The 15,504-nt window shown below is 44.4% G+C and carries 13 protein-coding genes and 4 tRNA genes; 9 read left to right on the forward strand and 8 right to left on the reverse strand.

Features of this window, described 5'->3' with window-relative positions; translation table 11 throughout:
• Positions 1–300 precede the first annotated feature (300 nt).
• Together SSED_RS04010 and parC are read left to right on the forward strand one after the other, a co-directional pair.
• Positions 301–1,464, forward strand: a complete 1,164-nt coding sequence (locus tag SSED_RS04010) for a PQQ-dependent sugar dehydrogenase (protein WP_012141127.1) — start codon at positions 301–303, stop codon at positions 1,462–1,464.
• Positions 1,461–3,734 carry a DNA topoisomerase IV subunit A gene (gene parC / locus SSED_RS04015; RefSeq protein WP_012141128.1) on the forward strand — a complete coding sequence of 758 codons (2,274 nt, stop codon included), beginning with the start codon at positions 1,461–1,463 and terminating at the stop codon, positions 3,732–3,734. Before SSED_RS04010 ends, parC begins: the two co-directional genes overlap by 4 nt.
• 88 nt (positions 3,735–3,822) lie before the next feature.
• Here the strand turns inward: parC and SSED_RS04020 are convergent, their stop codons facing one another.
• Both SSED_RS04020 and SSED_RS04025 read right to left on the reverse strand, forming a co-directional pair.
• Positions 3,823–4,014, reverse strand: coding sequence for a bacterioferritin-associated ferredoxin (locus SSED_RS04020; RefSeq protein ID WP_012141129.1), 192 nt, complete (start codon positions 4,012–4,014; stop codon positions 3,823–3,825).
• Positions 4,015–4,251: 237 nt separating this feature from the next.
• Entirely contained in the window at positions 4,252–5,178 is a 927-nt protein-coding gene (locus tag SSED_RS04025) for a D-2-hydroxyacid dehydrogenase (protein WP_012141130.1), read from the reverse strand.
• A gap of 46 nt (positions 5,179–5,224) precedes the next feature.
• On the opposite strand from SSED_RS04025, the gene SSED_RS04030 reads away from it, so the two are divergent.
• Positions 5,225–5,557, forward strand: a complete 333-nt coding sequence (locus SSED_RS04030) for a DUF3392 domain-containing protein (RefSeq protein WP_041421535.1) — start codon at positions 5,225–5,227, stop codon at positions 5,555–5,557.
• A gap of 158 nt (positions 5,558–5,715) precedes the next feature.
• On the opposite strand, the gene SSED_RS04035 is transcribed toward SSED_RS04030, so the two are convergent.
• The 5 genes from SSED_RS04035 to rsgA all read right to left on the reverse strand — a co-directional run bounded on the left by SSED_RS04035 (position 5,716) and on the right by rsgA (position 12,613).
• The gene (locus SSED_RS04035) at positions 5,716–6,411 is read right to left on the reverse strand and encodes a glycerophosphodiester phosphodiesterase (protein WP_012141132.1); all 696 of its coding nucleotides are present in this window, start codon (positions 6,409–6,411) and stop codon (positions 5,716–5,718) included.
• Complete coding sequence (locus SSED_RS04040) at positions 6,411–9,611, reverse strand: mechanosensitive ion channel domain-containing protein (RefSeq protein ID WP_012141133.1); 3,201 nt, start codon at positions 9,609–9,611, stop codon at positions 6,411–6,413. The genes SSED_RS04035 and SSED_RS04040 overlap by 1 nt, the downstream gene beginning before the upstream one ends.
• A 168-nt stretch (positions 9,612–9,779) precedes the next feature.
• Positions 9,780–10,658, reverse strand: coding sequence for a DMT family transporter (locus SSED_RS04045; protein WP_012141134.1), 879 nt, complete (start codon positions 10,656–10,658; stop codon positions 9,780–9,782).
• Positions 10,658–11,521 carry an archaetidylserine decarboxylase gene (gene asd, locus SSED_RS04050; protein WP_012141135.1) on the reverse strand — a complete coding sequence of 288 codons (864 nt, stop codon included), beginning with the start codon at positions 11,519–11,521 and terminating at the stop codon, positions 10,658–10,660. The genes SSED_RS04045 and asd overlap by 1 nt, the downstream gene beginning before the upstream one ends.
• A 33-nt stretch (positions 11,522–11,554) precedes the next feature.
• Positions 11,555–12,613, reverse strand: coding sequence for a small ribosomal subunit biogenesis GTPase RsgA (gene rsgA / locus SSED_RS04055; RefSeq protein ID WP_012141136.1), 1,059 nt, complete (start codon positions 12,611–12,613; stop codon positions 11,555–11,557).
• Between the two features lie 113 nt (positions 12,614–12,726).
• Here rsgA and orn point away from each other — a divergent pair, with 113 nt between their 5' ends.
• The 6 genes from orn to SSED_RS04085 all read left to right on the forward strand — a co-directional run bounded on the left by orn (position 12,727) and on the right by SSED_RS04085 (position 15,150).
• Positions 12,727–13,272: an oligoribonuclease gene (gene orn / locus SSED_RS04060; RefSeq protein WP_012141137.1), complete on the forward strand. Its 546-nt coding sequence runs from the start codon at positions 12,727–12,729 to the stop codon at positions 13,270–13,272.
• Positions 13,273–13,467: 195 nt separating this feature from the next.
• Positions 13,468–13,543: transfer RNA gene (locus tag SSED_RS04065), tRNA-Gly, on the forward strand.
• A 51-nt stretch (positions 13,544–13,594) separates the two neighbouring features.
• Positions 13,595–13,670: transfer RNA gene (locus tag SSED_RS04070), tRNA-Gly, on the forward strand.
• Between the two features lie 14 nt (positions 13,671–13,684).
• Positions 13,685–13,760 (forward strand) — tRNA-Gly (locus SSED_RS04075).
• Between the two features lie 14 nt (positions 13,761–13,774).
• A tRNA-Gly gene (locus tag SSED_RS04080) sits at positions 13,775–13,850 on the forward strand.
• 844 nt (positions 13,851–14,694) lie between these two features.
• Positions 14,695–15,150, forward strand: a complete 456-nt coding sequence (locus SSED_RS04085) for a ferritin family protein (RefSeq protein ID WP_012141138.1) — start codon at positions 14,695–14,697, stop codon at positions 15,148–15,150.
• Positions 15,151–15,310: 160 nt separating this feature from the next.
• On the opposite strand, the gene SSED_RS24790 is transcribed toward SSED_RS04085, so the two are convergent.
• The gene (locus tag SSED_RS24790; protein WP_190273187.1) at positions 15,311–15,484 is read right to left on the reverse strand and encodes a hypothetical protein; all 174 of its coding nucleotides are present in this window, start codon (positions 15,482–15,484) and stop codon (positions 15,311–15,313) included.
• Positions 15,485–15,504: the final 20 nt, after the last annotated feature.

Consider the following 15,504-nt stretch of genomic DNA (forward strand, 5'->3'; position numbering starts at 1 on the left):
TATGCCCAAACCACTTCAAGATGCAGGATTCAGCATGTCGAGAAGTGGCAGAGTTCAAGGAATAAAATAGTAGGATTAGTTATTCTAATTCAATATTTCATGACGCAGAAAAATGTTGCTTATCGCCTTGCCCTTCGGGAGTTCCCGTAGAATATCTGCACTGCGTTAGTGATATCAACAAGGGAATAACCATTCTCTCAATCACTGCCTTGTTCAGCTATCCTACGGGAGCTCTGAAACGAGCACCTTGAGGTAGCTTGGGTATAACAGTAATTAGATAATTAGGCTTAAATAATAAGAATGTTGTTGAATCATACAAAAAAGCATAAAGGGATTTGGTTGTTTTGGGTTTGTGCCGCTGTGCTATTTAGCCTGGGGGGACAAGCCTTTTCTCAACCTATAATGATCACGGTAACTAAAGGGTTTGGTATAACTCTGTATGCTTCCGATTTGGGAGATGCCAAACAGTTAGCGTTGGGAGATAAAGGGACACTATTCGTTGGTTCACATAAGAAGGGCACAATACAGGCTTTGGTTGATAGTAATGCCGACGGCAGAGTCGATAAGCGTTATGTCATTGCAAAAGGTTTGGAAGCGCCTGAGGCTATCGCATTTTATAAGGGCGACCTTTATGCCGCGGTCGATGATAGAATTATTCGTTTTGTCGATATTGAGAACCGTTTAAGGCGCCCCGGTCGCGGTAAAGAAGTTTACGACCGTTTACCGGGCAAAACCAATAAGAGTCGAAGAGCATTACATTTTGGTCCCGATGGCCGATTGTATGTGGCGATTGGTGCCCCCTGTAATGTCTGTGAGGCTGTAGCACCTTTTGGTAGCATTATCGCCATAGATATAGAGAGTGGAAGTAGTGAGCAGATAGCCACGGGTATCCGTAATGTTACTGGCTTTGATTGGTCGCCAATCGATAACGAGCTTTGGTTTGCAGATTTAGGACGGGACTGGATGGGCGATAGATTACCGCCAGACGAGATCAATCGTGTTGAGCAAATCGGTGCACATTATGGCTTCCCCTATATTCATGCTAAGTCTGTGGTTGAACCTGCTTACGACAAGCCGAAAAATCTCAAGATCACGCTTCCGGCCTATGAACTTCCTGCACACGTTGCACCTATGGGGCTTCATTTTTATCGTGGTCAACAATTTCCCGCTAAATACCATAATCAGATGTTTGTCGCCGAAAATGGGTCTTGGAATCGATCCAGTAAAATTGGCTACCAGGTTGTGATGTTGGAGATCGAAAATCAACAAGTGATGAAGCGTAGTACTGTGGTCAGCTTTTTAGACGGGGAATTTCCCGTAGCCAGACCCTACGCTTTATTAACGGCACCCGACGGTGCTATGTATATCTCAGATGATCTTAAAGGCAATATCTATCGTTTGTTTTATAAAGATATTATTAAAGAAGAGATTGAACCTGCTCAAAAATTGGATACTGAACAATGAGTGATGCGATAGATTTAAGTCTTGATGGTGTAGAACAGATGCCTCTTCGGCGCTTCACGGAAGCCGCCTATCTGAACTATTCCATGTACGTCATTATGGACCGTGCTTTGCCTCACATCGGTGATGGGTTGAAGCCTGTACAACGTCGTATTATTTACGCGATGAGCGAGCTTGGTTTATCGGCTCAATCTAAGCATAAGAAGTCAGCACGTACGGTCGGTGATGTATTAGGTAAATACCATCCACATGGCGATAGCGCTTGTTATGAGGCTATGGTATTGATGGCCCAGCCATTTTCCTACAGGTATCCATTGGTTGACGGTCAGGGCAACTGGGGAGCCCCGGATGACCCTAAATCTTTTGCCGCTATGCGTTACACCGAAGCTCGTTTGTCAAAATTCTCAGAGGTTCTTTTAAGTGAGTTGGGGCAGGGGACCGTCGATTGGGGCGTGAATTTTGATGGAACGATGAAGGAGCCATTGGTTCTGCCATCTCGTTTACCGCATATTCTACTCAATGGTATAACCGGTATTGCCGTGGGGATGGCCACGGATGTACCACCCCATAATACACGTGAGTTAGTTGCCGCCTGTATTGAGCTGCTCGATAATCCGAAAGCGGATTTAGCCAAAATAATGGAATTCGTTCCTGGGCCGGATTATCCCACTGAAGCCGAGATCATTACTCCCAGCAGTGATATCAGTAAAATTTATACTACGGGCCGAGGCTCGATTAAAGCGCGAGCCGTCTATAAGATTGAAAATGGCGAAGTGGTCATAACGGCGCTTCCTCATCAGGCCAGTGGCGGTAAGATCCTGGAGCAGGTAGCGGCTCAAATGCAGGCTAAAAAATTGCCTATGGTTGTCGATCTCAGAGATGAATCCGACCATGAGAATCCGGTTCGAATCGTAGTGGTTCCCAGATCTAATCGAGTCGATTGCGACCAGCTAATGGCTCATCTGTTTGCTACTACGGATTTAGAAAAATCTTTCCGTGTAAACCTGAATATTTTAGGTCTGAACGGGCGTCCACAGGTGAAGGGCTTAAAGCAGATCCTGACCGAGTGGTTGGAATATCGTTTCCAGACGGTGACCCGTCGTGTTCAACATAGACTCGACAAAATCTTATCGAGATTGCATATCCTTGAGGCCTTGATGACGGCCTTCCTGAATATCGATGAGGTGATTGAGATTATCCGTTATGAGGATAATCCGAAAGCCGAATTGATGTCGCGGTTTAATCTAACCGATATTCAGGCTGATGCCATTCTCGATCTTAAGTTACGCCACCTGGCTAAACTCGAAGAGTTTAAGATCAAGGGCGAGCAGAGTGAGCTTGAAGCCGAGCGTGACAAGCTACAACTGCTGTTGAGCTCAGACAGGCGAATGAAGACGCTTATTAAGAAAGAGTTGATACAAGATGGCGAAACTTATGGCGATGACAGACGCTCCCCTCTGGTTGAACGTGGAGAGTCTAAGGCATTAACAGAGCAGGAATTAGCACCAGTTGAAGCCGTGACTGTCGTGTTGTCAGAGAAAGGTTGGGTTCGCTGCGCTAAAGGTCATGATATCGATGCGAAGGCATTATCTTATAAGTCCGGGGATGGGTTCCTCTGCTCGGCTGCGGGTCGCAGTAACCAACCTAGTGTGTTTATTGGTTCAACGGGGCGTGCTTTTGCGACCGAGACTCACACCCTACCCTCGGCAAGGAGTCAGGGCGAGCCGATAACGACGCGCTTTAATCTGTCACCGGGTGAGGTGATGGAACATGTATTATTAGGCGATGATGATAAATTCTATCTACTCGCTTCAGATGCAGGCTATGGCTTTGTTGGTTCCTATAAGGATATGGTATCCCGTAACAAAGCGGGTAAAGCTTTATTGAGTCTGCCTGCCAATGCTAAGGTCATCGTACCTCAGATAGTCGATAAGTCGAAGGTGGAGTCGATACTGGCGATCACCAATGAAGGTCGCATGTTGTTATTCTCTCTTGAAGCCCTACCTCAGTTGTCAAAGGGTAAGGGTAATAAAATCATCGGTATTCCTAGCGAAAGAGCGAAGAGCCGGGAAGAGCTGTTATCGCATTTGCATGTGGTTCCTGAAGATACTGCGGTAACACTCTGGGCTGGTAAGCGTAAATTAACGCTAAAACCAAGCGATCTGGAACATTATCGAGGTGAACGTGGTCGACGTGGGGCTAAGTTACCTCGTGGCTTACAGCGCGTCGATAGTGTTGAGATTGGTGATGGTTCGCTGAACACTCCTGAATAAGACTTTTAATAGATCTCCAGAACTAAAAAAGCTGCCATTGGCAGCTTTTTTATTGAGAGGTCGGCAGTGCTCGTTTGCTTTGCTAGTGCTAAGCTACTTCATAGTAGTTAGGCTCTATATCTAACTGCCTCTGAATGATCTGGCTTGCCATTCTGGTACATTTTCCACATTGACTGCCTACACCTAAGCGTTTTTTAACATCAGCAAGAGAGATATCCCCCTGGCTAACGGCTTCTTTGATCTGTGTATCAGTAACTGCGTGACAAAGACAAACGTACATTAATAAGCCTCCCAAATTCGATTAGAGAATTATAAATGAAAATGATTCTCAATGCTAATAGCTGGAAGTTATAGTTTACTGCTAAAAATCTTAGTGTGCGTTATTAAAAAATGTGACAGAGGTTCTTTTTTTGAGAGAAGTGGAAGCCGGTAAGCTTTTGCGGTTGTGAAGGTGGAGCACTAAGCTGAAAGGATACCGACTTCAGCTTTGAAGATGACCCTGTGAATTGATTAATGCTCAATAACCACGTTGAAAATTTACCTCATGTAATAACTGCTCCCCTTTAAGTAACTTATGGTAGTTTTCGATAAATATCTCAACGACCTGTTCGGGAAAACTGGGGGCTGCAATATGGGGAGTGATGATGGCATTTGGTAATGACCAGATAGGATGTTCCCGGGGCAGTGGTTCTTGATTAAACACGTCTAAAACTGCATTTTGCTGACAATTTGTAGTTAACTGCAGATAAAGCGCATCCAGATCCAGAACATCCCCACGCCCCAGATTAAATAAAATGGCTTCAGGCTTCATCAGCGAAAGGATTTCGCAATTTAATGCACCTCTGGTGTCCGGAGTGCTAGGCAGGACACTGGCGATAATGTCGGCCTGGGCAATGTACTTGGGCAAGTGTGCTAAGGTATCGACTTTATCGAAGCCCTTAGTCGGTTTGGCGCCACGGTTGATTCCGGTAACTTGCATACCAAAATGCTTGGCAGTTTGCGCAAGGTGCTTGGCAATATTACCTGTGCCAAGTAGGAGCAGGTGCTGACCCTGAAGTGTCTTAAAGCTGCCCGGAAGCCAGATTTTTTCAACCTGCTGTGATTTATATTTCTGATGCTCTCGCTGGTGAGCCAGTAAGTAGCCAAAAAGATACTCACTCATCAATGGGCCAAAGATGCCCCTCACATTTGTGAGTCGATAGTCCTTTCTCTGACGCGGTTTAACTAGTGCGTCGACGCCGGCCATTGTCGATTGCATCCAGATAAGCTTTCTACCATGGGGCAGAATGGGGGCGGCAAGCGTTGGCTCGGCAAGCCAGATATCGGCTTCAACTATGTTCTGTGGATCATCATCCAGTAAGATGAGTTCAGGAAGACTACATGAGGTAAGCAGGTCTCGATAGCGATCATTTTCGTGGGTCAGTAATAGTAACTTGTGTCTCATACACTCTCCCTTTATTCTAAAGTGGACTATTTTTATGGACCGTATAATGGAACAAATTATTTCAATATTTCATCAGGTTGGAACCTGGCTCTATCCTTGGCTTAACGAAATCGCTACCGCTATCGTTGCCTGTACTCTTGTTGTGTTTGGGGCCGATATAAATCGCTTCTTAAGGCGAAAGCTTGCCACTCGTTCATTCGTGCTCAGAACGTTAGCTTTTGTGTTGGTCAATGCATTTGGCTACGGTTTACTGATTATCTCAGTTAGCCCGATGCTTGCCCGAAATATGGCCAGTTTGCCTGCTCACTGGCTACTGCTTGTGGTCACTCTTGTCTTTGTTCTTATTGGCGCCTTGGCACAGGGTAATCGTCAAGTTTAGTGAGACTCAATGAATTGTTATAACACTAGTTTAGGTTGGAATGGGCTGATTGTGTGAACATTTTTTGTTAAAGGTATCTACATTCGCCATATACTCAGATGTCACCATCTGTAAGAAATACCGAATTTTTAGATACTCGGCTTAGAAAATATTGTTCTCTAAGCCTGTGCCAGTGTTTGTGTCGCCTTATCCGGATAATTGGTAAATATTCCATCTACCCCCATTTTATTTAGCTGATGAATATCTTCGGGATGATCGACGGTATACACGAACACCTTTAACCCTTTCGAATGAGCATCATCGACTAACTCGGAGGTAATGAAACTCAGGCTTAAATGGATCGAATAGGCATCGAGCTGTGTTGCTATATCGGTAGTATTGAGGAGAACCCCCTCTAACAGCGGGGCGATACATGCCAGTGGATACGAACGGCGAAACTCCTGTAGAAATCCATGGTGAAAGGATGAGATCAGTAATTGGTCGGCCCGGAATCCCAACTCTTTAATCAGTTTGGGGTACAGGGCAATAAAGGGGCTCAGGCATGTCATCCCCTTTAATTCGATATTGACGAGACAGTTTTGCTTACTCAGATAGGTCATCACCTCCCAAAGCGTCGGGATTGGTTCACTATCTACAAAGAGTGTTTTCAGGTACTCGCGACTAACGTCACTGATGAGTCCCGTTCCACTACTCTTATGATCAAGCCTTCTATCGTGGTAGACATAGAGTTCACCCTCGACGCTATGAATATCAATCTCTACCGCTCTGGCCCCAAGCTCGATAGCTTTTTTCATTGCTGCCAGCGTATTTTCCGGGGCATAACCGCTTGCCCCCCGATGTGCAAAAATAATCATTAGGTTCTGATAAGTCCTTGAGCATCTTTGTTTTGGCTATTGTTAATATGTACTTCCAGTTGCGGATAAGCCAGTTCCAGGTTGTTTTCATTTAACTTTTTACTGATCCGTTTATGTAACTTATGACGCAGCGGCCAACGTGAGTTCATATCTTTTGCGTATGCTCTGACTTCGAAGTCTTGAGTGTGTTTGCCAAAACCGGCAAACCAGACCTCAGGTTCTGGTGTCTCCAAGGCGTCATCACACTCCTTTACCGCTTGATACAATGCGGCTTCGACACGAGCCGGATCTGAGTCTCTTGCAACTGAAACGTACACTATGACACGGGTGATCGGATCCGATAGCGACCAGTTGATTAGCTGCTCGGTTATAAATGCTTTGTTAGGAACGATAATCTCTTTTCTGTCCCAGTCAATAATGGTCGTGGCTCGAATTTGAATTTTACTCACCGTTCCTGTCAGATCTCTGATGGTGACGGTGTCGCCGATACGAACCGGTTTTTCAAAAAGAATAATCAAACCGGAGATAAAGTTAGCGAAGATCTCCTGCAGGCCGAAACCTAAACCAACCGATAGAGCGGCGACGAGCCATTGTAATTTTGACCACTCCATCCCAAGGGTCGAGAAACCGCTGAGCAGACCGAAGAAAACCACCAGGTAGCGACTGACTGTGGTTATCGCAAAACCGGTGCCTTGGGTTAGATCGAGCCGTTGCAATATCATTAGTTCGAGCAGGCCAGGTAAGTTGGTGGCTATCATCAGTGAGAAGCCGACAATGATAAGCCCTAACAGCAGTGACTTTAATGTGATTGGCAGCTGCTGTTCAATGCCATTTATCATTGAATTACTGGTCCAGAGTGTGATCCCGTCGAGCAGAGAGAACAGAGCCGTGTGAGTCTGGGTCCACAGGCCGATTAAACAGACGAGAAAGGCCAGCAGCAGCAATGAGCGCACTAAGCCCAGAGACTGGCTGGAGATAGTTTCTAAGTCGACCACGGGCTCTTCATACGTATCGAGAGCGTCATTGGTGTTTTGAGGGTCTTCACCCCGTTCACGTTGCGAGAGGATCTCGGCTCTTCGGGCTTTTGCCCGATCGAAGGCTATTCTGCGTCGCTCAATCAACATCCAGCGCTTTATCAACTGATAGAGCAGCATAAACCCTAATGAGAGCAGCAGGGATAACTGCAACTGTAATAGCATCTGAAAGGCGGTGTAGTAGTAACCTCTGAATGCAAGCACCGCACACATGGGGGGAACGACTAGAAGAATGGTCCATAAGATACGTTGAATAAGCTTCTTATTTTTACCATCCTGATGGTAATGATGTTCTCTCTTCGACAGTGCCAGAATATCTTTGTAGAACCAAAGCAACATGATACAGAAGATAATAAATGCGCCTCTTCCTATGCTGTTTCGTAACACAGAGTTATCGATGAACTCAGTAAACCCCATGATGCCGAAGAAAGGAATGGCCATTAATGTGAATGTCTTAAACCTGAGCTGACCCTCGCGGATGATCTCTTTTTCCCCCTTGAAGTGGCTGATCAACAGGCCGCGATCGAGTGCCAGCAGGTAAGTAAAACGATAGAGCAGGTAGAGTAGCCCAATGGCGAGTACGCCCATGCCTATGGCTGAAACCATATTTTGGCTGGAGTCGTACATGATTAAGCCCGCGGTGATGACGGGCAGTGGCTTGATGATGCTGTACGCCAGCGAATTGATAAGGGCTCTGTAGGTATAAACAAATTGATCTTGGGTAACATTCCCTACGAACGTTACATCCTGGGCCATGGCGGCTTTAAACTTAGGTGTCAGAATATCCTGGGCCACAAGACTGAGAACAAAGAGTATAATCCACCAGGACCAGAAACCACTTCGCTCACTGAAGGAGTTTGATAGATCGATGGAGGGAGCCTGATGAATCAGCCATTGTGTGCTCTGGTAGAACTCGGTGAACCAGAGTTGCCCGATAGAGTTTGCATTTGGAACCCAAAACAGGTGTTCGTTCAGGGTACTTTTTAAGGTTAAATGCTGTTGGGTTAACTGCTCGTAGATGACTCTTAAGTCACCCAGTTCACTCAGGTATAGATCATAGCTCTGTAATAGCTGAGTGATTAACGCATGCTGAGAGTCGAGTAATTTATTCTGTATGCTTGTGAATGAATCTTGAGCTATTAGCTGCTGTCCGTTGAGGGTTTGATCTTGTTCGAGTTGATATCTCGCCATTCTTGCATTGGCAATTTTGTTTTGTAGTTTTTCCTGGTTTGGCGGATTCGGTAATGTTTGCAGCATCTGCAGAAAGCGTTCGCCAAAAGCCGAGTTGAGCTTAATCCATCCTATCTGTTGTTGAATATTGGCCAGCTGCTTGGCTTGCTGTTGATATCTGTTTTCAGCCACCTCTTGCTGCTTTACCACTTGGTTGGTTTTGTTTGTCAGACTCTTTAAATCTGAGGCGTAGTTTTGATTTATTGAGCTTAGCTCTTGTGTGAGAGGGTCTTTGTCCGTCGAGGTTTCAATCAGACTCTTAGCGATTGTAGCATCGGTTCTTTTTTGGCGTTGCAGGGCCACAGCGCTATTGAGCGATTCAATCAGGTTTTCCTGTTGGGATAGCTGTTTTCTTACCAGTAACACCTGTTTCTGATTGAGGTCTATGCGTTTTTGACTGCTGGCAAGTTCTGCTTCGAGTGTCGCTAAGGTTTGAACATAGAGCTGACGTTGTGCCTGAAGTACAAGTTCCTCTCCGCTAGGTGGTTGACTAATAGTTTGTTTCTTGCTATGCGAGAGAATTTGTCTGGCCGAACTTATCTTGTTCGGCAACTGGTTATGCTGCTTAATTAAGTCCGTTATTTTCCCATTGAGGTTGGCTTCTGTCTCTTTTAACTCCGAGAGCCTCAGATAAGCGAGAGAGGCTTGTTGAGTTAATCCCTGATTTTGTGACAAAGAGAGAGGGGGTTGAGCTTGAATAAGTTGATGTTCAATACTGAGCTTATGAGTCTGATAGTTATCAATCGTCTCTTGATAGCTCTGTTCAAGCAACTTCTGCTCTTCGGTCGCACGTGTTAAATGTGCAAGTTTTTCTTCAACCGAAAGATTTTTAACTGTGGTTTGATTTATCCCCAGACGTTTATCAAGCCCAAGAGGTGAACTGGCATTGGCAAAGGGGATTAAGGTGAATACTAAGAGCAGTAAAATTAGTCGCATAGTCTGATGCTGGTTGAGAGAAGAAACAGAGGTATATTACCAAGTTATTAAGATAATGGTATGGCAGTACAAGCTCTTTTTTATCAATTTGAACTTAGCATTACTTCTGATTCAACTTTGTCTGAATCAACAGCCAACAGAAGTTAATGAAAAAGGTCTGAGTTAGTTTCATTTTCTATATGAACGCCGGCTCCGTCGGGTTTCGAAAATTGCGGTAGTGACGACGAGCAATCCTCCTAAAATTGTTTTAATTTCCAGGTTTTCACCAAGAAAAAACAGGGCCAGTACGGCGCCATAGAATGGCTGGAGGCAGGAGACTAAACTGACGGTTTTCGCACTTAAATGTCTTAATGCCGATGTAAATAACGCATGGGGAGCGGCGGTAAACACAATGCCTAACAGCAGTATTAAACCCCAAACATTCTGTTCTATAGTGTTGATCTCAACGGTATGCCAGGGAGCCAGAAAAACAGTGGCGACTGCAGTTTGATAAAACATCGCCTGGGGACCGGAGTAAGCTGAGAAATATTGCTTATGGAGTAAGTTGCGCGCAGTAAAAAATGCAGCGGATAAAACGCCAACTGCGATGCCTAAAGTCACATCATTACCCAGGTTCGCTTCGGGTATGAGTAAAATCACACCTATGAGTACAGTGATACCGCTGACAACATCGACTCTTTGAATTTTGTTACCGGTAATTATCGGCTCGATTAAAACTGTCATGACCGGATAGGTAAAGAAAGCGATCATGCCGATGGCGATGGATGAGAGTTGCATGGAGGCAAAGTATGTCACCCAATGCAGGCTAACCACTATGCCTAATCCAAGCGCAATCAGATAGTCTCGTCCGGAGTTTAATAACAGTCGGTGTTTACTTGCCTTGACAATGAGTGCGAGTACCAAGGCTGCGACAAAACACCTTAGAAGGGTGATATCTAATGCACTCAGGGGGATGAGTTTAGAGAAGAGTGCTGTGCCGCCAAATAGCAGCACAGCAAGGTGTAGTTCCAATAAACCTGATTGTTTTAGTTGTGAAGCCTGATCCATTAGTCCTCTATTTTTGCAAATGGCTGCCCCATTCGAGTGACAGCTTTAGGCACGACATCCTTGGCGAATTCATCCAGTGCGTCTTTGGCAAATAGCATGACTACTGTGCTTCCAAGCTTGAAGCGTCCCATCTCATCACCTTTATCAAGAGTGATCACGTCGGGTCCCTCTGTTGGGTAATCCCAGGTAAAGACCTTTTTGCCTGCCGGTGGCGTAACGGTACCAGCCCAGACAGTTTCAATACTTGCCACAATGGTTGCGCCGACAAGTACCATAGCCATAGGGCCAATTTCTGTTTCGAACAGCGCTACGACTCGCTCATTTCTGGCAAATAAACCGGGTACATTTTCAGCTGTCAGAGGATTGACTGAAAACAGGTCTCCGGGTACATAGGTCATTTTTGACAAGGTACCCTTAATCGGCATATGAATCCGGTGATAATCTTTTGGTGCCAGGTAAATCGTCGCAAAATCACCATCTTCGAAGCGCTTTGCATCATCGGCTTGATTGCCTAACAGTGCAAGTGATGAATATTCATGCCCCTTCGCTTGAAAAATTTGATCACCTTTGATTGGTCCACACTGGCTTATTGCGCCGTCCACCGGGTGGACAATGTAGTCTTTATCATCAAACAGGGGACGTATACCTGGTTTAAGGGCGCGAGTGAAAAAATTATTAAAGGTCGTATAAGCTTCAGGCTCACTCTGTGCCGCTTCGCTCATGTCAATTTTATATTGCTTAATAAACCACTTAATTGCAGCAGTGGTGATGCTACCAAGTTCTGCTGCCGCCAATTTACCTACGAGGCGGGATATTAAGTGTTTTGGCATCATGTATTGCAGTGCAATTTTAATTTTGTCCACGTTACTTCCCTTAAATTTTAATGAGCTGCACTCTTATTCATCAGAACCGGATCTGAAGTGTCGAGCATGACGCTGTTCATCTAAGCTAGCGATGATTTTGTGATAGTTGTTGTATCTGTCTTCTGCAATCTTACCATCATTAAATGCTGCTGTTATTGCACATCCGGGATCGTTCTTGTGCTTACAGTCTCTGAATTTACAGGTTCCAAGGTAGTCCCGAAATTCAATGAAGCACCATCCTACCCGCTCTGCGGGAAGGTGCCATAAAGCAAATTCGCGAACACCCGGAGAGTCAACAAGATCACCACCGCTGGCAAAATGAAGTAACTTTGCCGTAGTCGTTGTATGTTGGCCTAAACCTGAGTTTTCAGATACATCACCAATTTGTAATTCCGCATCCGGCATCATGGCATTGATCAATGAAGACTTGCCAACACCGGACTGGCCAACAAAAACGCTGACGTTCTCATTTAGCAGATCTTTTATCCCTTCCACGCCTAGTCCTGACTTACTGCTGACCTGATAGACGGGGTAGCCAATATCTCTATAACGCTCGAGAGCCGCTTCAACTTCAGGTCGCTCCTCATCAGTAAGGAGATCGATCTTATTGAGGATAATAATGGGGGAAATGCCTGTGTCTTCAGCTGCAACAAGGTAGCGATCGATGATCTGAGTCGTGAAGCTTGGTACAACAGAAGATACTATCAATATTTGATCGATATTGGCGGCAATGATCTTAATGCCATCATACATATCGGGACGAGAAAGAGAGGAGTGACGGGGATGAACAGCTTCCACGACTCCGGCAATTCCTGTTTCAATATCTTTAGCTAATCTTGCGACAACTTTGTCGCCGGTGACCAGGCTTTGAATATTTCTACGAATATTACAACGAGCCAGTTGTCCCGATTCTGTTTCAATATCGGCATGTTGGCCAAAACGAGATATGACGGTTCCGAGCTGTTCTGGCCCAAGTGAACTATCCTGTAATTCAGAGGCATTACTGCCAGAATCTTTCCGCTGCAGTCTTTTCTCTTGATTGGCCCGCATACGGCGGCGTTGGCCTTGACTTAGGGGTTTCTTTTTACTCACAGATTTGCCATCGTAAAATAAGGTTATTTTGTGTTGCTTAAAAAAGCAGTATGATACACGGTCTTAAACAAAAAAGCCTGAATTTAGGCAAACCGGAACAATAAGGCAGATCTATGGCTGCAGATGCAAACAATCTCATATGGGTAGATTTAGAGATGACAGGGCTAGATCCTAGCGTCGATAGGGTCATTGAGATTGCAACAATAGTGACAGATAAAGAGTTAAATATTCTTGCAGAGGGGCCTGTCATAGCCATTCACCAATCTGAAGAGCAGCTTGCTAGAATGGATGACTGGAATCAGAAACACCATGGTGAGTCGGGTTTGGTTGATAGGGTTCGCGCAAGTAAATATAGTGAAGAGCAAGCCGTGGCAATGACTATCGCGTTTCTTTCTCAGCATGCCACCAAAGGCGACTCACCTATGTGCGGGAATAGCATAGGCCAGGATAGACGCTTTATGAATAGATATATGCCGGAGTTGGAAGACTACTTTCACTACCGAAATATAGATGTGAGTTCAATAAAAGAGCTCGTTCGTCGCTGGAAGCCAGAATTAATGAATGGTTTTACTAAGCAGGGAACCCACAAAGCTTTGGTCGATATTCAGGAGTCTATAGCAGAACTGCAGTATTATCGGGCAAAAGTATTTAAAATTTAACCAATCAGTCAGTTTATTTTCAAGAAGGGGTTGCAGAGATATGAAATTCTCATATAATGCGGCCTCAACTTTACGGCTTCCCGGTTTATGGGAATGCTGAAAAGTAAAGTTTTACGACATTAGCTCAGTTGCTGAAGGTGAAGAACGATACCTTAGGTGGTGATGACAGCAAGGGTTGTACGAAAGAAAAGATTTGCGACATTAGCTCAGTTGGTAGAGCGATACCTTGCCAAGGTATAGGTCATCGGTTCGAACCCGATATGTCGCTCCAAATTTAAAAACGTTTTGAATACGCCAAATATTCGAGACTAAAAAGTTTAAAGCGACATTAGCTCAGTTGGTAGAGCGATACCTTGCCAAGGTATAGGTCATCGGTTCGAACCCGATATGTCGCTCCAATTTAAAAGATTAAGCGACATTAGCTCAGTTGGTAGAGCGATACCTTGCCAAGGTATAGGTCATCGGTTCGAACCCGATATGTCGCTCCAATTTAAAAGATTATGCGACATTAGCTCAGTTGGTAGAGCGATACCTTGCCAAGGTATAGGTCATCGGTTCGAACCCGATATGTCGCTCCAATCTTCCTCTACGATTTAAAACTTCCCCAATTAAAAACACTTTGTGACATTAGCTCAGTTGTGTTTGTAGAAAGAGTTGATACCATTTTTTTGCCAAGGTATAGGTCATCGGTTCGAACCCCTTTGGTTTAAATCAAGAGCTCGCTCCAATCTTCTCCTCGATTTAATCCTCCTAGCTTTAAAAGATTATGCGACATTAGCTCAGTTGTGTTTGTAGAAAGAGTTGATACCATTTTTTTCCAAGGTATAGGTCATCGGTTCGAACCCCTTTGGTTTAAATCAAGAGCTCGCTCCAATCTTCTCCTCGATTTAAATCCTCCTAGCTTTAAAAGATTATGTGACATTAGCTCAGTTGTGTTTGTAGAAAGAGTTGATACCATTTTTTTGCCAAGGTATAGCTTCTCGTTTAACCAAGTGCCGGTTCGAACCCCTTTGGTTTAAATCAAGAGCTCGCTCCAATCTTCCTCTTGATTTAAATTTCTCAAACATCTCATTAAGTTCAAAGCGACATTGGCTCTGTTGTCCTCCTGGTTTGCTAAGTCACTATTTGCTGATCATTACCAGACCCATAAGAATCAATACCTTGTTCAAGCAATGCTGGATTATGAAGCTAATCAATCAATTTTAAAGTCAACCTCTCAATTTTTAGTATTTTCATGCCCGAGTCGCGCGAAGGGTATAAGTGTGATCTGACGCCGATTTCTTTTAACAATATCTAATGTAGTGGTCTCGGAAGTATCAAACTTTGAACTTGTTCAAGTATTCCTTCGTGGTTTGTTTGCATAATGCTTACATAGATGATTAATTGAGCCGATTTTTGGCAAGTACTCTTTGGGAGCGATTCATGCGATTTCAACAACTCAGCGGACTATTAGGTTATGTTGCTACTTGCCGCATAGAGATGGCACAACTATATAGCAGATTACAAACAGAGGCTGATTCATCGAGAGTTAAGATGATGCTTGAATATTTTCAACAACATCAAAAGGGTGTGGCTGAAAAGTTAGAAAATTATATTGATGAAGCGCCAAAGCGGATGTTAGATACCTGGTATAAAGACATCACGTTTGAGGATTTTGTTAAACGTTGTCAGGAGACAGTGCTTACTGCAAATATGTCTGAGGAAGATGTGTTAGAGCTTCATTTAGATCTTGATAATCGCTTGATTGAACTGTTGAAAAAGACAGCCGAACACTCTTCATCGAACGAAATCGCCGGAGCCTTGAATGACTTGGTTCGAGTAGAGAAAATTCAGCAGCAGCGCTTGGTTCACAGTAGTATCCGTATGGATGATATGTAAAATTTCGAGTAGAGCAATTGCAGGTTTTAATCTAGTTGGTTCGACTCGATACAACTAAAATCAGATGCTGCGACTAACTAAAGGTACCTTAGGGTGCCTTTTTTAATGGGTTCAATCCAATACCAATTGGTATAATTCAGCTAGGAATAAGGTTGAACTGTTAATTTCCATCATCATCTTTATCACTGCATGGCTGAATAATTGCCTTATACAGACCGATCCCTACCAGTAGCAGGCATAGAAGTAAAAGTGCTTGGATCAAAATTTTTGATTGTAACGGTAAACTCAATAACAGCATACACAGCGCTAATACGAGTAATGTAAAGAGCTTCATCCCTTTGCTCCTGAACTGAT

The sequence above is a fragment of the Shewanella sediminis HAW-EB3 genome (genome assembly GCF_000018025.1).
Lineage (GTDB): Bacteria > Pseudomonadota > Gammaproteobacteria > Enterobacterales > Shewanellaceae > Shewanella > Shewanella sediminis.

Coding starts and splice junctions, on each gene's coding strand:
- SSED_RS04045 (WP_012141134.1), bottom strand. CDS start 10,658: ATGGATCAGGCTTCACAACTAAAACAATCAGGTTTATTGGAACTACAC.
- SSED_RS04085 (WP_012141138.1), top strand. CDS start 14,695: ATGCGATTTCAACAACTCAGCGGACTATTAGGTTATGTTGCTACTTGC.
- SSED_RS04030 (WP_041421535.1), top strand. CDS start 5,225: ATGGAACAAATTATTTCAATATTTCATCAGGTTGGAACCTGGCTCTAT.
- parC (WP_012141128.1), top strand. CDS start 1,461: ATGAGTGATGCGATAGATTTAAGTCTTGATGGTGTAGAACAGATGCCT.
- SSED_RS24790 (WP_190273187.1), bottom strand. CDS start 15,484: ATGAAGCTCTTTACATTACTCGTATTAGCGCTGTGTATGCTGTTATTG.
- orn (WP_012141137.1), top strand. CDS start 12,727: ATGGCTGCAGATGCAAACAATCTCATATGGGTAGATTTAGAGATGACA.
- SSED_RS04040 (WP_012141133.1), bottom strand. CDS start 9,611: ATGCGACTAATTTTACTGCTCTTAGTATTCACCTTAATCCCCTTTGCC.
- SSED_RS04020 (WP_012141129.1), bottom strand. CDS start 4,014: ATGTACGTTTGTCTTTGTCACGCAGTTACTGATACACAGATCAAAGAA.
- SSED_RS04035 (WP_012141132.1), bottom strand. CDS start 6,411: ATGATTATTTTTGCACATCGGGGGGCAAGCGGTTATGCCCCGGAAAAT.
- SSED_RS04025 (WP_012141130.1), bottom strand. CDS start 5,178: ATGAGACACAAGTTACTATTACTGACCCACGAAAATGATCGCTATCGA.
- SSED_RS04010 (WP_012141127.1), top strand. CDS start 301: ATGTTGTTGAATCATACAAAAAAGCATAAAGGGATTTGGTTGTTTTGG.